Source organism: Dyella sp. C11, from assembly GCF_003121485.1.
In the GTDB taxonomy this organism is placed as follows: Bacteria; Pseudomonadota; Gammaproteobacteria; order Xanthomonadales; family Rhodanobacteraceae; genus Dyella.
Genome location: NZ_QAVX01000009.1, coordinates 128,042 through 143,257, shown reverse-complemented (window position 1 = coordinate 143,257; position 15,216 = coordinate 128,042). Strand labels below are relative to the sequence as shown.

16 protein-coding genes are annotated in these 15,216 nt (G+C 64.0%); 11 read left to right on the top strand and 5 right to left on the bottom strand.

Annotation, left to right across the window (positions count from 1 at the left end):
* Positions 1-627 precede the first annotated feature (627 nt).
* Genes DK366_RS10845 through ccsA form a run of 3 tightly spaced genes read right to left on the bottom strand, consistent with a single transcriptional unit; the run spans position 628 to position 2,903 of the window.
* Positions 628-1,236 (bottom strand): glutathione S-transferase family protein, encoded by a 609-nt coding sequence (locus tag DK366_RS10845; RefSeq protein ID WP_109125570.1) that lies wholly within the window; start codon positions 1,234-1,236, stop codon positions 628-630.
* A gap of 9 nt (positions 1,237-1,245) precedes the next feature.
* Positions 1,246-2,106 (bottom strand): formyltetrahydrofolate deformylase, encoded by an 861-nt coding sequence (gene purU / locus DK366_RS10840; RefSeq protein ID WP_109125569.1) that lies wholly within the window; start codon positions 2,104-2,106, stop codon positions 1,246-1,248.
* The gene (ccsA, locus tag DK366_RS10835; protein WP_109125568.1) at positions 2,103-2,903 is read right to left on the bottom strand and encodes a cytochrome c biogenesis protein CcsA; all 801 of its coding nucleotides are present in this window, start codon (positions 2,901-2,903) and stop codon (positions 2,103-2,105) included. Before ccsA ends, purU begins: the two co-directional genes overlap by 4 nt.
* Before the next feature lie 251 nt (positions 2,904-3,154).
* On the opposite strand from ccsA, the gene ffh reads away from it, so the two are divergent.
* The 5 genes from ffh (at position 3,155) to rplS (ending at position 6,676) form a co-directional block, all read left to right on the top strand.
* Positions 3,155-4,537 carry a signal recognition particle protein gene (ffh, locus tag DK366_RS10830; protein WP_109125567.1) on the top strand — a complete coding sequence of 461 codons (1,383 nt, stop codon included), beginning with the start codon at positions 3,155-3,157 and terminating at the stop codon, positions 4,535-4,537.
* Positions 4,538-4,685: 148 nt separating this feature from the next.
* Positions 4,686-4,940 (top strand): 30S ribosomal protein S16, encoded by a 255-nt coding sequence (gene rpsP, locus DK366_RS10825; protein ID WP_109125566.1) that lies wholly within the window; start codon positions 4,686-4,688, stop codon positions 4,938-4,940.
* 2 nt (positions 4,941-4,942) lie between these two features.
* Positions 4,943-5,458 carry a ribosome maturation factor RimM gene (gene rimM, locus DK366_RS10820; protein WP_109125565.1) on the top strand — a complete coding sequence of 172 codons (516 nt, stop codon included), beginning with the start codon at positions 4,943-4,945 and terminating at the stop codon, positions 5,456-5,458.
* A 34-nt stretch (positions 5,459-5,492) separates the two neighbouring features.
* Positions 5,493-6,260 (top strand): tRNA (guanosine(37)-N1)-methyltransferase TrmD, encoded by a 768-nt coding sequence (gene trmD, locus DK366_RS10815; protein WP_109125564.1) that lies wholly within the window; start codon positions 5,493-5,495, stop codon positions 6,258-6,260.
* A gap of 26 nt (positions 6,261-6,286) precedes the next feature.
* Positions 6,287-6,676 carry a 50S ribosomal protein L19 gene (rplS, locus tag DK366_RS10810; protein WP_109125563.1) on the top strand — a complete coding sequence of 130 codons (390 nt, stop codon included), beginning with the start codon at positions 6,287-6,289 and terminating at the stop codon, positions 6,674-6,676.
* Positions 6,677-6,914: 238 nt separating this feature from the next.
* Here the strand turns inward: rplS and DK366_RS10805 are convergent, their stop codons facing one another.
* Both DK366_RS10805 and epmB read right to left on the bottom strand, forming a co-directional pair.
* Complete coding sequence (locus DK366_RS10805; protein ID WP_109125562.1) at positions 6,915-8,957, bottom strand: EAL domain-containing protein; 2,043 nt, start codon at positions 8,955-8,957, stop codon at positions 6,915-6,917.
* A 149-nt stretch (positions 8,958-9,106) separates the two neighbouring features.
* Positions 9,107-10,117 (bottom strand): EF-P beta-lysylation protein EpmB, encoded by a 1,011-nt coding sequence (gene epmB / locus DK366_RS10800; protein WP_109125561.1) that lies wholly within the window; start codon positions 10,115-10,117, stop codon positions 9,107-9,109.
* 83 nt (positions 10,118-10,200) lie between these two features.
* Here epmB and efp point away from each other — a divergent pair, with 83 nt between their 5' ends.
* The 6 genes from efp to DK366_RS10770 all read left to right on the top strand — a co-directional run bounded on the left by efp (position 10,201) and on the right by DK366_RS10770 (position 15,121).
* On the top strand, positions 10,201-10,770 hold the full coding sequence (gene efp, locus DK366_RS10795) for an elongation factor P (RefSeq protein WP_109125560.1): 570 nt from the start codon (positions 10,201-10,203) through the stop codon (positions 10,768-10,770).
* Between the two features lie 281 nt (positions 10,771-11,051).
* On the top strand, positions 11,052-12,392 hold the full coding sequence (locus tag DK366_RS10790) for a TRZ/ATZ family hydrolase (RefSeq protein WP_109125559.1): 1,341 nt from the start codon (positions 11,052-11,054) through the stop codon (positions 12,390-12,392).
* Positions 12,393-12,609: 217 nt separating this feature from the next.
* Positions 12,610-12,864: a YciI family protein gene (locus DK366_RS10785; RefSeq protein ID WP_109125558.1), complete on the top strand. Its 255-nt coding sequence runs from the start codon at positions 12,610-12,612 to the stop codon at positions 12,862-12,864.
* Positions 12,865-12,894: 30 nt separating this feature from the next.
* Positions 12,895-13,617 carry a bifunctional 2-polyprenyl-6-hydroxyphenol methylase/3-demethylubiquinol 3-O-methyltransferase UbiG gene (ubiG, locus tag DK366_RS10780; RefSeq protein ID WP_109125557.1) on the top strand — a complete coding sequence of 241 codons (723 nt, stop codon included), beginning with the start codon at positions 12,895-12,897 and terminating at the stop codon, positions 13,615-13,617.
* Positions 13,614-14,285 (top strand): phosphoglycolate phosphatase, encoded by a 672-nt coding sequence (gene gph, locus DK366_RS10775; RefSeq protein ID WP_109125556.1) that lies wholly within the window; start codon positions 13,614-13,616, stop codon positions 14,283-14,285. The genes ubiG and gph overlap by 4 nt, the downstream gene beginning before the upstream one ends.
* Complete coding sequence (locus DK366_RS10770) at positions 14,282-15,121, top strand: squalene/phytoene synthase family protein (protein WP_109125555.1); 840 nt, start codon at positions 14,282-14,284, stop codon at positions 15,119-15,121. The genes gph and DK366_RS10770 overlap by 4 nt, the downstream gene beginning before the upstream one ends.
* The last annotated feature ends 95 nt before the right edge of the window (positions 15,122-15,216 follow it).

Genomic DNA, 15,216 nt, shown 5'->3' with positions numbered 1-15,216 from the left:
CTGGCGGCAGCGCTACGAATGGGCGCTCAGGCCCGCTTGGATGTGGGAGCGCACCCTGTGCGCGACACCACCTGCGACACGATCACAAGCAAGCTTCGCGTGCCTCTGTAGGAGCGCACTTGTGCGCGACTGCGCGGCCTCATTCCTCCGCACGCAGAACCGCTGCGGTCGCGCACAAGTGCGCTCCTACAAGGGTGACGCGGCGATCAGGCTGGCGGCAGCGCTACGAATGGGCGCTCAGGCCCGCTTGGATGTGGGAGCGCACCCTGTGCGCGACACCACCTGCGACACGATCACAAGCAAGCTTCGCGTGCCCCTGTAGGAGCGCACTTGTGCGCGACCGCACGGCCTCATCCCTCCGCACGCAGAATCGCTGCGGTCGCGCACAAGTGCGCTCCTACAAGGGTGATGCGGCGATCAGGCCGGCGGCAGCGCTACGAATGGGCGCTCAGGCCCGCTTGGATGTGGGAGCGCACCCTGTGCGCGACATCGCCTGCGGCACGATCACAAGCAAGCTTCGCGTGCCCTGTAGGAGCGCACTTGTGCGCGACCGTACGGCCTCATTCCTCCGCACGCAGAAACGCTGCGGTCGCGCACAAGTGCGCTCCTACAAGGGTGACGTGGCAATCAGACCGGTGGCAGCGCCGCGAAATCCGGATGCTGCTCTGCCCGTGCCGAGAACGCTGCCAGCCTTGGATAGCTCGACGTACTCACCACATCCGATGCAACGAGCTGCGTGAAACCCCACGCGACGGCGATGCTCACATCCGCTTGCCCCGGCGACTCGCCAAAAAGCCAGCCATCGACACCATCAAGCTCACGCTCCAGCAATCCGCAGGCCGCGCGCAGCTGTCCCCTCACGCGATCAAGCCAGCCGCCATCGCGCTTGTCCGCGTGGCGCTTGCCTTCGTACACGATCTGCACGGCCTTTTCGCTGACAGCGATGGCCATGCCGGTGAGGCGCAACGCGCGCTGGCGATCCGCCGCGCTTGTCGGCATCAGGGCAGGGCGCTCGCTGCGGCTTTCCGCCCAGTCGATGATCAGGTTCGACTCGGTGAGAAAGCTGCCGTCATCCAGCACCAGCGTGGGTGCCTTGACCATCGGGTTGATGCGCTGGATTTCATCGAAGTTGCGAAACACCGACAGCGACCGATGTTCGAAGGGAATGCCCAGCATGCGAAGCGAGATGGCCGTGCGGCGGACATAGGGTGAATCGAGCATGCCGATCAGTTGCACGGGATGTCCTCAGGAGTGGAAAACGACAGTCTTTGAGCCGTTGAGCAAGACGCGGTCGTCGAGATATAGGCGCAGGGTGCGCGCGAGCACACGCCGTTCGATGTCGCGACCGATACGGAGCAGGTCTTCGGGCGTATCGGCATGTGTCACGCGCTCGATGTCCTGCTCGATGATCGGGCCTTCGTCCAGCTCGGCCGTGACGAAGTGCGCAGTGGCGCCGATCAGCTTCACGCCGCGGCGGTAAGCCTGGTGATACGGGCGTGCACCCTTGAACCCCGGCAAAAACGAGTGGTGGATATTGATGCAGCGACCCGCGAGCTTCCGCGCCAGGTCGTTGGAAAGAATCTGCATGTAGCGCGCGAGCACCACCAGATCCGTTTCCGATTGTTCGATCAGCGCATCCAGCGCGCCTTCCTGGTCCGTGCGGCTGTCGCGATCCACGGGCAGGTAGTGGAAGGGGATGCCATCCAGATCGAGATGACGATAGGTTTCGCGCGGATGGTTGGCGATGATGCCTGCGATATCCATCGGCAACTCGTCAATGCGCCAGCGATACAGGATGTCCGCAAGGCAATGGTCGAACTTCGACACCAGCAGCATCACGCGTCGACGTTGCGCGCGGTTGCGCAGCATCCACTGCATGGCGAACTGCCTGGCGAAACCATCGAAGCCTTCCTTCAACGCATCGAGATCGCGCTCGGCATCCTCGAACACCAGTCGCATGAAGAAGCGGCCGGTTTCGGAGTCACCGAATTGCTGTGCTTCGACGATGTTTCCGCCCTGGGCGGCCAGGTGGTTCGATACCGCCGCCACGATGCCAGCACGGTCAGGACAGGAAAGTGTCAGGACGAACTGGCCGGGAATGATCATGGTGTGCGATGGAGTATCAGTTCCAGCACCGCCTTGGTGCCGAAGAAGGCCAGCAGCAATACACCCATGCCGATCAAGGTGAGGTTCACGGCGCCGCGCCCGCGCCAGCCGTGTCGCCAGCGCCCGTACAGCAGGATGCCGAACACCAGCCACGCGATGATCGACAGCACCGTCTTGTGGATCAGGTGCTGGCCGAACAGGTTGTCCACGAACAGGATGCCCGTGAGCAGCGTCAGCGTAAGCAGCAGGAAGCCGGCGCCGATAAGCCGGAACAGCAGTGTTTCGGTCAGCGTGAGTGGCGGCAGCGCGCGCAGCCACGAGCCGACCTGGCGAAGTCGCAGTGCGCGTTCCTGCACAGCCAGCAGAATGGCCAGCACCGCGGCGATGGACAGCACGCTATAGGCAAACAACGCCACGATGACATGCAGCTTGATCTGCCATTCCAGCGCCAGCGGCACGGTGGCCGGGGCCGCGAAGGTATCCAGGGCAACCAGCAGTGCGGCGAGCGGGAACACGATGACGCCCAGGGCAGCCACCGGGCGCCAGATGTTCACGACCAGAGTGAGTGCGGACACCACGCAGGCAACCAGCGACAACGCCGAGAAAAAATGCAGGTCCAGCGAGCCGCGATGCATGCCCAGCAAGATGCCGGCATGGATGACGACAGCGGCACCCGCCAGTCCCAGGGCGGAACGATTGAGCGGTTGCCCACCGCCCAGCAGCGGCCGGGCCAGTGCCGTCGCTGCAGTGAGGTAAAGCACGATGGCTAGCAGGGCGAAAAGGACAGTGGCGGCCATAGCGGGCGAGTGTGGCATAGGGGGTGAGTCGGCCGCTATGCGGCCCTGCGAAGCCGCTCGCTACGCTCGCTGTAAATGGTGAATGGTGAAGAGCCTCGAGTCCGCAGCCTCGCCGCTCTTACTACTTACCCTTTACAGCGAGCGTAGCGAGCGGCTTCGCAGGCCGCGCAGCGGCCGACTCACCCCGCAGAGCCGCGCAGCGGTCGACCAACCCCGTTATAATCAACCCTTTCGGCCTACCGGCACTATCCATGTTCGAGTCCCTCAGCCAACGCCTCTCTGCCACCGTCAACCGCCTGCGCGGTCGTGGTCGCCTGACCGAGGAAAACATCCGTGAAGCGCTGCGCGAAGTGCGCATTGCCCTGCTCGAGGCCGACGTGGCCTTGCCGGTGGTGCAGGCGCTGATCGAGCGCGTGAAGGTGCGCGCGGTGGGCCAGGACGTGGTCAAGAGCCTGTCGCCGGGCCAGGCGCTGGTGAAGGTGGTGAGCGACGAGCTCACCGCGGTCATGGGTACTGCCAATACCGAGCTCAACCTTGCGCAGCAGCCGCCAGCCGTCGTGCTGATGGCCGGCCTGCAGGGTGCCGGCAAGACCACCACCGTCGCCAAGCTCGCGCGCTTCCTTACCGAGCGCAAAAAGAAGAAGGTGATGGTGGTGAGCTGCGACGTGTATCGTCCGGCCGCCATCGAGCAGCTGCGCACGCTGGCCGAGCAGGTGGGCGTGAAGTTCTTCCCGTCGGAAGCCGGCCAGCACCGGGTCGATATCGCGAAGAACGCCATTGCAGCCGCACGCCGCGAAGTGGTCGACGTGCTGCTGGTGGATACCGCCGGCCGGCTGCACGTGGACGAAGCGATGATGGCGGAGATCAAGGCATTGCATGCCGCGATCACGCCGATCGAAACGCTGTTCGTGGTCGATTCCATGACCGGTCAGGACGCTGCCAATACGGCAAAGGCGTTCGCCGAAGCGCTGCCGCTCACCGGCGTGGTGCTTACCAAGACCGACGGTGATGCACGCGGCGGCGCAGCGCTGTCCGTGCGTTACGTGACGGGTCGCCCGATCAAGTTCCTCGGCGCCGGCGAAAAGACCGATGCACTGGAACCGTTCCATCCTGATCGTGTTGCGCAGCGCATCCTCGGCATGGGTGACGTGCTGTCGCTGGTCGAGGAAGTGGAACGCAAGGTCGACCAGGAAAAGGCGCAGAAGCTGGCCGAGAAGGTCATCAAGGGCAAGCGCTTCGATCTCAACGACATGCGCGACCAGCTCGAGCAGATGAACAACATGGGCGGCCTGGCCGGTCTCATGGACAAGCTGCCGGGCGTTTCCGCGTTACCGGAAAACGTGAAATCCAAGGTCAACGACGGCGAGATCAAGCGCATGGTCGCGATCATCCAGTCGATGACCAAGAAAGAACGTCGCCATCCCGACCTGCTCAATGGCTCCCGCCGTGCCCGCGTGGCGCGTGGTGCCGGCGTGCAGCCGGCTGACGTGAACCGTCTGCTCAAGCAGTACATGCAGATGGAAAAGATGATGTCCAAGCTCTCCAAGGGTGGCACCAAGGGCCTGCTGCGCCAGATGCGTGGCGCCATGAAGGGCATGGGCGGCATGGGTGGCGGTTTTCCGCCGATGCGCTGAGGGAGCGGGGAAGGGCTACGGGTAGCGGTTCACGCCCCGAATTCACCCAACCCCTTCCTTTTTCTCCAAAATTCATTAAAATGTCGCGTTCACCGCGCACCGCAGTGTGCGTGCTGCCGGCATTCCGGCAACTCTGGAGCTTTTATTTATGGTCAAGATTCGTCTTTCGCGCGGCGGCGCCAAGGGCCGTCCGTTCTACCACATCGTTGTCACCGACCAGCGCAACAAGCGCGACGGCCGCAGCATCGAGAACGTTGGTTTCTACAACCCGGTTGCTTCGGGCAAGGACAAGCGCCTTGAGCTGAACGTTGCCCGCGTGCAGGAATGGGTTGGCAAGGGTGCACAGCTGACCGACAAGGTCGCCGCCCTGGTCAAGGAAGCCGGCAAGCAGCAGGCTGCCTGAGTATGACGGCAGCCGGTCGACGCGTCCTCGTTGGGCGCATCGTCGGGTTGTACGGTGTGCAGGGCTGGCTCAAGATCGAATCCTGGACCGAGCCCCGCACCAAGATCTTCACCTACCAGCCTTGGCTGCTGACTTCGGCGCCGGGTGTGGAGACGGAGATCACGGGAGTGAAAGGTCGTCCGCAGGGCAAGGGGCTTATCGCCCAGTTCCCGCAAGTGGATGACCGCGACGCGGCAGCGGCGCTGATCGGGCAGGACATTTATGTCGCTCGTGAGCTGCTGCCACCTCCCGGCAAGGATGAGTATTACTGGGTCGATCTCGAAGGTCTCGAGGTCGTCACCACGGAAGGCGTGGTACTGGGTCGGGTCAGTCATCTGTTCGCGACCGGCGCCAACGACGTCGTGGTGGTGAAGGACGGTACGCGCGAGCGGCTGGTTCCTTTCATCCAGGGATCTTTTGTGCGTTCGGTGGATTTGTCCGGCGGGCGCATGGTGGTGGACTGGGATCCTGAATTCTGAGCGCGCACTGCGCGTCATCACAGGTTGAGGATCTATGCGCATCGATGTCGTCACGTTGTTTCCCGACTTCATGCGTCAGTGTGCTTCCGTCGGTGTCGTCGGTCGGGCGCAGCAGCGCGAACTGCTTCAGGTGGAAACCTGGAACCCGCGCGATTTCGCCACCGACAATTACCGTACCGTGGATGGCCGCACCTGCGGCGGTGGTCCTGGCATGGTGATGCTGATCCAGCCTTTGCGCGATGCCCTCAAGGCCGTGCGCGAGGCCGCACCGGAACCGGTGCATGTGATTTATCTCAGCCCGCAAGGTGCGCGGCTGACGCAGGGTAGGGTGGAAGCTCTGGCAAAACTGCCGCGCATCGCCCTGCTTTGTGGACGTTACGAAGGTGTGGACGAGCGTTTGCTGGCGCACGAGGTCGACGAGGAGCTCTCCATCGGCGATTATGTGTTGTCCGGCGGTGAGCTGGGTGCCGCGGTGATCATTGATGCCGTGGGCCGCTTGCAGGACGGTGCGTTGAATGACGCGGCGTCGGCGCAGCAGGATTCGTTCTCGGACGGACTGCTGGATTGCCCGCACTATACGAAACCGGTGCATGACGCACTGGGCGACGTGCCGGATGTTTTGCTCTCCGGCGACCACGCGGCCATCCGCCGCTGGCGCTTGAAGCAATCACTGGGACGGACCTGGTTGCGACGTCCCGATCTTTTGGCGCAGCGCGCGCTGGATGCAGAATCCCGAGCGCTGTTGGACGAATTCCGCCGCGAGCATGTGAATCAGGCGCGGCACGACGATACAGCCCACTAAGGGCGAGAAATTAGACAGGTGTTGCCATGAACAAGATCATCGAACAGTTCGAAGCCGAGCAGATCACCCGCCAGCTGCCGGAATTCGGCCCTGGCGACACCGTGGTGGTCAACGTGAAGGTGAAGGAAGGTAACCGCGAGCGCGTCCAGGCGTTCGAGGGTGTCGTCATCGCCAAGCGCAGCCGCGGCCTGCATTCGGCCTTCACCGTGCGCAAGATCTCGCACGGCACCGGCGTGGAGCGCGTGTTCCAGGCTCACAGCCCGGCCATCGACTCGCTGGAAGTGAAGCGCAAGGGTAAGGTGCGTGGCGCCAAGCTGTACTACCTGCGCAACCTGGAAGGCAAGGCTGCCCGCATCAAGGAAGACGTCGCCGCCGTCTCCGCCGCCAAGGCTGCGAAGAAGGCCGCTGGCGAGTAATCCCGGCGTCTTTTCGAAATACCAGAAACCCCGCGGAGTTATCCGCGGGGTTTTTGTTTGCGTGTGTGCTCAAGGGGTGTCAGGCGTTGTGCTTCGTGCGTGTCGCTTATGCGTCATCGACAACAGCGTGACGAGGCTCCGGCAGGTTCGTGCCGTGCCTTGCAAAAAAAAGCCCGCCATTGGCGGGCTTTTTTCTTTCCTGGATGACGCGAGGACGCGCGCTTGTGTGGTGAGCCCATCAAGTGAGGCGCTGCGGCTCCTGCAGGAAGTTGCCCTGCACGAAGTCCACGCCGCAGGCGAACAACAGTGACGTGCTCGCTGCGTCTTCGACCCATTCGGCAATCGTCTGCTTCTTGAGTTCGCGTGCCTGGCGGCAGATTTCCGCAACCTTCTTCTGGCTCTCCTGCTGCTGCGGCAGGTCGGCCATGTAGCTGCGGTCGATCTTCAGATAGTCGGCGTTGATGTGGTTGAGCAACTGGAACGAGTTGAGGCCGGAGCCGAACTGTTCCAGTGCGAACTGGCCACCCAGTTGCTGCCATTCGCGCACGAACTCCTGCGCGGGACGAAGCGCGGTCACCACCTTGCTCTCGGTCATTTCCAGCACCAGCTGGCCGTGCTTGAGCGCCGCCTGGTTCAGGCGCTCGCCGAGCCAGGCCAGCAGGCTCTTGTCTTCCAGTGAGCCGGACGTGAGCTTTACGAAGAACGTGGTCGGCGAGCCGATGCGGTCGCGGGCGCGCAAGTGTTCGATGGCCTGGTTCAGCACCCAGCGATCGATGGCAGGCGTGAGGTTGTGCTTCTCGGCGATCGGCATGAAGAAGCCGGGCAGCACTTCCCCCTGCGGGCCATTGAGGCGCAGCAGGATTTCCGAGAACTCGCCTTCCGCGTCCTGCAGACTGATGGTCTGCTGGTGATACAGCACGAATTCGTTCTGGGTGAGCGCCTGGTTGATCACGCCCAGCCAGTAGCGCTCGCGCTCTTCGTCGGCCTTTTCGCGTGCCGCGGGATCGTGCAGATCGGTGCGGTTGCCGCCCTGGCTCTGTGCATTGCGCAGGGCCTGGCTGGCCTGGTTGAGCAGCAGTTCCGTATTGGCGTTGCGCTCGCCCAGCAGGCTGCCGCCGATGCTGGCGGTGATGGTGATGGAGCGCGAACCGAGATCGAAGATGCCGCCGGCAATGGCTTGCTGCAGGCCGGCGATCCACTGCTTGATGCCTTCGTCGTTGCGCGTGCTCAACAGCACGCCCACGGTGTGTTCGGCCAGCAGGCCGGCGGTGTCCTGCGCGGTGAGCTGGCCTTCCACGCGGTTGGCGAAGGCGGCGAGCAATTCGTCTGCCTTGGCCAGCCCCACGCCCGCCACGATGCTCTGCCAGTTGTCCGGCTCGATCAGCAGCAGCGATTGACCCTTGGTGCCCTGGGTGGCGGCAGCGACGGCCTCGTCGATGCATTCGAGCATGCGTGCGCGGTTGAACAGTCCGGTGACCGGATCGCGCTGCAATTGCTCGATGACATTGGCGTCCACCTTCTGGCGGCGGAACACCACCTGCAGGCAGGGCTCGCCTTCAAACGTGGCGTGCGCAAATTCCACGCTGGCCTTGAAGGTGGTGGCGTCGGCGCGGCGTGCCTGCAGTTCGACGGCGCCGCTCTGACGCTCGCCCTTGGAAAGGGCTTTCAGGGTGTTCTTGAATTCGTCGGCGTCGTTCGGGCCGATCATGTCCAGCACGGGCAGGCCCAGCAGGTCGTCGAACTCCGTATAGCCAAAGGTTTCGAGGTAAGCCTGGTTGGCGCGCACGTGCATGCCTTCGTGCACGTAGGCAATGGCATCGGTGGACGAATCGAGCAGGGCATCGCAGCGGCGCTCGGATTCACGCAATGCCGCTTCAAGGCGACGAAGCTGGCGGCGCGCGTTGAGCGCGTCGAATTCCCGCTGGATCACGGCCATCAGCTGCTTGGGCTGCGGGCGCAGCGCCACGCTGCGGGCACCGTTGACGAAGAGTTCGGTGATGGTGGCGTTGTCGACCTGGCCGACCAGCGCGATCAGCGAAAGATCGCGACCGTGGCCATCGAGCATGCGCGACACCTCGCGCAGTTCCAGCGTGCCTACCGAGGGGTCGAACAGCACGATGTCCGGGCCCAGTTCATCCAGTGCGGCCGTGACCTGCTCGGCGCTGGTGGCGCGAGCGGGGCGTACCGCGATGCCGCTGTTGCGCAGCAGGCTGATGATCTGTTCCGCGTCTTCGACTGACTTCTCGATGAAAAGGATCTTGATGACCTGGTCGGTTTTCATGGGCTCGCCGAGCTATTCCGTTGTGCGCCGCTTGCTGAACCTGACATGACAGGGAGGCGGGCCATCCGTGGTTTTTAGCGGATTATGCGAGTCACTGCCAGCAGAAATATTCCCGGAGTGACGCAGCCCACAACCCTATCGAGGTTCTGTTACACCGGACGCTTGGACGGCTCGCCGCCTACTTCGCGCACCAGCTTGGGAACGAGGTAGCCCGGCAGGCGTTGACGCACGGCGTCGACCAGGGCGAGGGCGCGTGCGTCGTCCACTTCGAAATGGGCGGCGCCCTGCACGCGGTCCAGCTGATGCAGGTAGTAGGGCAGCACGCCGGCGGCGAACAGGCGCTCGGACAGCGCGGTCAGTGTTTCGGCATCGTCGTTGATGCCGCGCAGAAGCACGGACTGGTTGAGCAGCGTGGCCCCCGCGTCGCGCAGGCGGCCGCAGGCGGCGTCCACGTCAGCGTCGAATTCGTTGGCGTGGTTGGCATGCAGTACCACCACCTTTTGCAGCGGCAGGTCAGCCAGCCACTGGCTGAAGGCGCCGTCGATGCGCTCGGGCAACACCACGGGCAGGCGCGTGTGGATGCGCAGGCGGGTGATGTGCGGAATGTCGGCAAGGCCCTGGGTGAGTTCTTCCAGCTTGCTCGTGGCCAGCGACAGCGGATCGCCGCCGGAAAGGATCAGCTCGCTGATGGACGCGTCGTGGCGCACATGCTCCAGCGCCTTGCGCCACTGTCCCGCCGCGGCCATTTCATCGCCGTAGGGGAAATGGCGGCGAAAGCAGTAACGGCAATTGATGGCGCAGCTGCCGCTGGCGATCAGCAGCGCGCGGCCTTCGTACTTGTGCAGCACGCCCTGCGCCGAACGGGCGGCCATGTCGCCCACGGCATCCACGGTGAAACCGGGGACCACGTCCAGTTCCGCCAGCTGGGGCAAGGCCTGGAGCAGCAAAGGGTCCCGCGGGTCGCCCTGGCGCATGCGTGCCACGAAGCCGCGCGGTACACGCACTGAAAAGCCCGCATCGCCAGCCGGCAAGTGGTCGGCCAGGTGCCCCAGCCCCACCAGGTCCAGCAGCTCAGCGGGGTCGGTCACGGCGTCGCGCCAGAGCGTGCGCCAGTCGGGTCCGGGCGGAGATAGGCGGGCGGCGTGGGTTGCGGTTATCATAGTGGGTCTTGAATCGGGCCCCCGGGTCCGGGGAAAACCCTATTCTAGCCGCCTCCCCGCGGCATCACATCTGGAGCGCAGCAATGGCCACCGCCGGTCTTAACGACGTCAAGAAGGGTATGAAGATCCTTCACAACAATGACCCGTGGGTCATTACCGACGCCGACTTCATCAAGCCCGGCAAGGGTCAGGCGTTCACCCGCATCTTCATCCGCAACCTGAAGAACGGCCGCACCACCGAGCAGACCATGAAGTCCAGCGACAGCTTCGAGGTCGCCGACGTCGTGGATACCGACATGCAGTACCTGTACTCCGATGGCGAGTTCTGGCACTTCATGCACCAGGAAAGCTTCGAGCAGCACCAGGCCAGCAAGGCTGGCATGGGCGACGCCGTGAAGTGGCTGAAGGGCGAGGAAGAGTGCGTGGTCACGCTGTTCAACGGCGAGATCATCACGGTGCAGGCGCCGAACTTCGTCGAGCTGAAGATCACCGAGACCGATCCGGGCCTGCGTGGCGACACCTCCGGTGGCGGCGGCAAGCCGGCCACGCTGGAAACGGGCGCCGTGGTCCGCGTGCCGCTGTTCGTGACCACCGACGAAGTGATCAAGGTCGACACCCGCACGGGCGAATACGTCAGCCGCGTCGGCAAGTGACGAACTGGCGCGCGGGCTGAGCCCGCGCCTTTGCCAGTTCGTCATCCCGGCGAAGGCCGGGATCCAGTGAAATACGCTGTGCGAAGCACGCTTCTGCGCTTTCATGTCTACAAGTGCAAAGTCACTGGATTCCAGCTTTCGCTGGAATGACGAGCTTAAAGATTCCAGTCTCCACTGGATTCACGAGCTAAAAATCGTCATGTCGAGACGTAACCATGGGGCGGCCACCGCAAGGTGATCCGCCCCATGTCGTATCCAACATTGAAAAAGTGAGCGAACGGATGAGCCAGACCACTCCGCAATCCATCGATTTGCTGATCGAGGCGCGCTGGATCGTGCCGGTGGAACCGCATGGCGTCGTGTTCGAACACCACGCCGTGGCCGTGCACGAGGGCGCCATCGTGGCGCTGCTGCCCATCGCCGATGCGCGTGCTGCCTATGCGCCGCGCGAGCGCGTGGAGCTGGGCGAGCACGTGCTCATCCCCGGCCTGGTCAACACGCACACGCACAACCCCATGACGCTACTTCGCGGCCTTGCCGACGATCTGCCGCTGATGGTGTGGCTGCAGAAGCACATCTGGCCGGTGGAAGGGCAGGTGATCGGACCGGAGTTCGTACGCGATGGCGTGGAGCTGGCGGTGGCGGAAATGATCCGCGGCGGCACCACCTGCGCCAACGAGAACTACTTCTTCCCCGATGTCATCGGCGCTACTTATCGCCGCATGGGCTTTCGCGCGGTGGTCGGCCTGCCCGTGATCGAATTCCCCACGGCATGGGCGAAGACGCAGGACGAATATTTCGAGCGCGCCATCGAAGTGCACGACAGCTTCCTCGGTGATGCGCTGGTGAGCACCTCGTTCGCTCCGCATGCGCCGTACACGGTGTCGGACGAAAGCTTCGAGCGCATCCGCGTGCTGGCCGACCAGCTCGACATCCAGGTGCACCTGCACACGCACGAGACCGCGCACGAGGTCGAAGAAGAAAAAGCCAAGACCGGCCTGCGTCCGTTCCAGCGCCTGCAGAAGCTTGGCCTGGTCAACGACCGCCTGATCGCCGTGCACATGACCCAGCTGACCGATGCGGAAATCGAAGCCTGCGCCGAAGCGGGCGTGTCGGTGGTGCACTGCCCGGAATCCAACCTCAAGCTCGCCTCCGGCTTCTGCCCGGCGGAAAAACTGCGCAAGGCCGGCGTGAACGTGGCCATCGGTACGGACGGCTGCGCTTCCAACAACGACCTGGACATGTTCGGCGAGATGCGCACCGCAGCCTTGCTGGCCAAGGCCGTGGCGGGCGACGCTGCCGCCTTCAACGCCGCTTATGCGCTGCGTGCCGCCACGCTCAACGGCGCGCGCGCCATGGGCCTGGAAGACCGCATCGGCTCCATCGAAGCCGGCAAGCAGGCCGACCTTGCGGCCGTGCGCCTGTCCGATCTGGAAACGCAGCCGCTGTACCACGTCGCCTCGCAGCTCGCCTACGCCACGGGTCGCCACCAGGTGACCGATGTGTGGATCAACGGCGTGCGCAAGCTGGCGGGTCGCTTGCTGACCGACATCGACACCGATGCCGTGCTCGCGAAGACGCACGCATGGCGCGAACGCATTGCTGCCATCGATGCGGGCTAAGAGCCTGTCATCAAAGTCTGTCGAGTAGCTGGAAAAGCGATATTTTTGCTCGTCATCCCAGCGAAAGCTGGGATCCAGCGACTTTAAGCACCACAATCAAAGACACTGGATCCCAGCTTGACCAGCCTTCGGCTGTTGAAAAGCGCCTCGCTGGGATGACGGTGAGGAATATAGGCGTTTAGACGAGACTTTGAGGACTGCCTCCAAGGCAATTGCGATGAATATCTATCTCGTCATGGCCATGCGTCGTCCGGAATTCGATCCGGCCGTCGTGCAGCCGCACAAGGATTTCCTGGAAGGCCTGCGCGCCGGCGGACGGCTGGAAATGACGGGCGGCTTCAGCGACAAGTCCGGTGGCGCCTATCTCATGCGTGCCACCGACATGGCCGAGGCGCTGTCCATTGCGCATCAGGACCCCGCCCACACCAGTGGCGGCTGGGACATCACCGTCTACGAATGGAACGCGCGCTAAGCTTGGCGCACGCGTCAGAAGGATTATTCAATGCAAGCCGCAACCAACGTCAGTCCCGAGGAAATCGCCCGGTTCGGCAAACTTGCCGCGCGCTGGTGGGACCCGGATGGCGAGTCCCGTCCGCTGCATGACCTGAACCCCGTGCGCGCCGCGTATGTGGCCGAGCGCGTGAATCTGCGCGGTGCACGCGTGGCCGATGTCGGTTGCGGCGGTGGCTTGCTCAGCGAGGCGCTGGCAAAGGCCGGCGCGCGCGTCACCGGCATCGATCTTGGTGACAAGGTCATCGAGATCGCCAGGCTGCACATGCACGAGTCGCGTCTGGAGATGCCGAATCTCGACATCGACTATCGCGTGCAGTCTTCTGCCGATCTGGCTGCTGCGGAACCGGAAAGCTTCGACGCCGTGTGCTGCATGGAATTGATCGAGCACGTGCCCGATCCCGCGGCATTGGTGGCCGATCTTGCACGCATGGTGAAGCCGGGTGGCGTGGTGGTGATGTCTACGCTCAATCGCACGCCGGCGGCGTTCGGCGCGGCGATCCTGGGCGCGGAATACATCATGCGCATGCTGCCGCGCGGCACGCACCACTACGCGCAGTTCCTCAAGCCGTCCGAGCTGGGCCGCCTGATGCGCCACGCCGGCCTGGAAATCGACGACGTCTCCGGTCTCGGCTACAACCCGCTCAATCGCAAGGCATGGGTAAGCCGCCTCACCGCCGTCAATTACCTGATCAGCGCGCACAAGCCGGCATGAAGTCGTTTCCCGAAAACATCCAGGGCGTCCTGTTCGATCTCGACGGAACCCTGCTGGACAGCGCACCCGATCTCTTCGCGGCGCTGAAGCTGCAATGCGAGGAAATGCAGGTTGCCGTGCCGGCGTACGAAGCCGTTCGCGAGGTCGTATCGCGTGGGTCGCGCGCCATCCTGCGTTGCGCGTTCCCCGATATCGACGACCATGCGCTGGCGGCACTCGTGCCGCGCTACCTGGAGATCTACCAGGCGGTGATGGCCGATCACACGCACCCGTTCGATGGTGTGGACGAGCTGCTCCTGGCGCTTGAATCGCAGGGCATTGCCTGGGGCATCGTCACCAACAAGCCCGGTTTTCTCACGGACGACCTGGTCGTGCGTATCGATTGGGCACGCCGCGCCGCCGCCGTGGTGTCCGGCGACACGCTGCCCGTGAAGAAGCCCGATCCCGCACCGGTGTTGCTTGCCTGCGAACGTGCGGGGCTTGATCCCGCGCGCTGCCTGTTCGTGGGCGACGATCGTCGCGATGTCATGGCTGGCGCCGCGGCGGGTCTTTATACGGTCGCCGTGCGCTGGGGTTACCTCGATGGTGGCGATCCGCAACAGTGGAACGCGGATCTGGTCATCGATCATCCGTCCGAACTCACGCGTCGCCTGAAGGTGCCGGCATGAGTGACACCGCGCTGCAGAGTTACATCGACAAGTGGCTGGCCGTGCAGCCCCAGCAGCGCATCGCGTTGGCTTTCGTTGACCAGAACGCTTATCCGGGGCACATCGCGCTGGCTGCGTTCGAACAGGAACTGCTTGCAGCGGCGTATGGCATTCGCGAACCGCACGTGGCCGCGACCAAGCTCAACTGGTGGGCCGAGGAACTCTCAGGCGCGGCGGCAAGTGGCGGCCGGCATCCGTTGACGCAGGTGTTGTTCGACGACGACCGTGCGCATGCCATAGCGGCGGAGCGTTGGGTGGCACCGGTGCTTGCCGCGATGGGGCAGCTGGAAGAGGGCACGGCTGCCGATTTTCCTGCGCAGCTCGCGGCCGGCTCGTTGTTGCACGGTGCCGTGGCCGACCTGGAAACGGCGTGGTGGTTTGGCGACAAGGCATCCAGCGAACGCGCCACGCGCGTGGCTACGCTTTCGCATTTGCTGCATTCGCTGTTGCGACTGGAAGAAGATGCCGACCGTGATCGCCTTGCGTTGCCCATGTCGCGCCTGGCCAAGTTCGGCTTGAGCCGCAACCAGTTGCGTGAAGCCAGTGAAGCGCGCGACGCGGCGGTGCGTGCGCAGCTTGAGGATTTGCACCAGTCGTGGCGCGAGGCCGATCGCCTGCCGGGCCCGCTGAGTGCCTTTCGCGGGCTGGAATCGCGCCATGGGCAGACCGTGGTGGCCAAGGCCCGCAAGGCGGCGCATCCCCTGGAAGAGCTGCGCAAGGGCCAGGGCAGGCAAGGTCCGGGCGTGGCGTGGCAGGCATGGCTGGCTGCACGCGGCTGGCAGCGCGAGATCGACTGAACAGCGCCGGGACGCAGCGTTTCCCCAGCGCCACTATTGCGAGGCACCCAAGGTGCCCCAAGATTGAGGTCTCCCGGGCGGCAACACCGCCCCAC

What these genes read in the sequence shown, in the direction of transcription:
- epmB (WP_109125561.1), bottom strand. Translation starts at nt 10,117, where the DNA reads ATGATAACCGCAACCCACGCCGCCCGCCTATCTCCGCCCGGACCCGAC.
- gph (WP_109125556.1), top strand. Translation starts at nt 13,614, where the DNA reads ATGAAGTCGTTTCCCGAAAACATCCAGGGCGTCCTGTTCGATCTCGAC.
- rpsP (WP_109125566.1), top strand. Translation starts at nt 4,686, where the DNA reads ATGGTCAAGATTCGTCTTTCGCGCGGCGGCGCCAAGGGCCGTCCGTTC.
- ccsA (WP_109125568.1), bottom strand. Translation starts at nt 2,903, where the DNA reads ATGGCCGCCACTGTCCTTTTCGCCCTGCTAGCCATCGTGCTTTACCTC.
- DK366_RS10770 (WP_109125555.1), top strand. Translation starts at nt 14,282, where the DNA reads ATGAGTGACACCGCGCTGCAGAGTTACATCGACAAGTGGCTGGCCGTG.
- ubiG (WP_109125557.1), top strand. Translation starts at nt 12,895, where the DNA reads ATGCAAGCCGCAACCAACGTCAGTCCCGAGGAAATCGCCCGGTTCGGC.
- DK366_RS10785 (WP_109125558.1), top strand. Translation starts at nt 12,610, where the DNA reads ATGAATATCTATCTCGTCATGGCCATGCGTCGTCCGGAATTCGATCCG.
- DK366_RS10790 (WP_109125559.1), top strand. Translation starts at nt 11,052, where the DNA reads ATGAGCCAGACCACTCCGCAATCCATCGATTTGCTGATCGAGGCGCGC.
- rplS (WP_109125563.1), top strand. Translation starts at nt 6,287, where the DNA reads ATGAACAAGATCATCGAACAGTTCGAAGCCGAGCAGATCACCCGCCAG.
- DK366_RS10805 (WP_109125562.1), bottom strand. Translation starts at nt 8,957, where the DNA reads ATGAAAACCGACCAGGTCATCAAGATCCTTTTCATCGAGAAGTCAGTC.
- trmD (WP_109125564.1), top strand. Translation starts at nt 5,493, where the DNA reads ATGCGCATCGATGTCGTCACGTTGTTTCCCGACTTCATGCGTCAGTGT.
- efp (WP_109125560.1), top strand. Translation starts at nt 10,201, where the DNA reads ATGGCCACCGCCGGTCTTAACGACGTCAAGAAGGGTATGAAGATCCTT.
- purU (WP_109125569.1), bottom strand. Translation starts at nt 2,106, where the DNA reads ATGATCATTCCCGGCCAGTTCGTCCTGACACTTTCCTGTCCTGACCGT.
- ffh (WP_109125567.1), top strand. Translation starts at nt 3,155, where the DNA reads ATGTTCGAGTCCCTCAGCCAACGCCTCTCTGCCACCGTCAACCGCCTG.
- rimM (WP_109125565.1), top strand. Translation starts at nt 4,943, where the DNA reads ATGACGGCAGCCGGTCGACGCGTCCTCGTTGGGCGCATCGTCGGGTTG.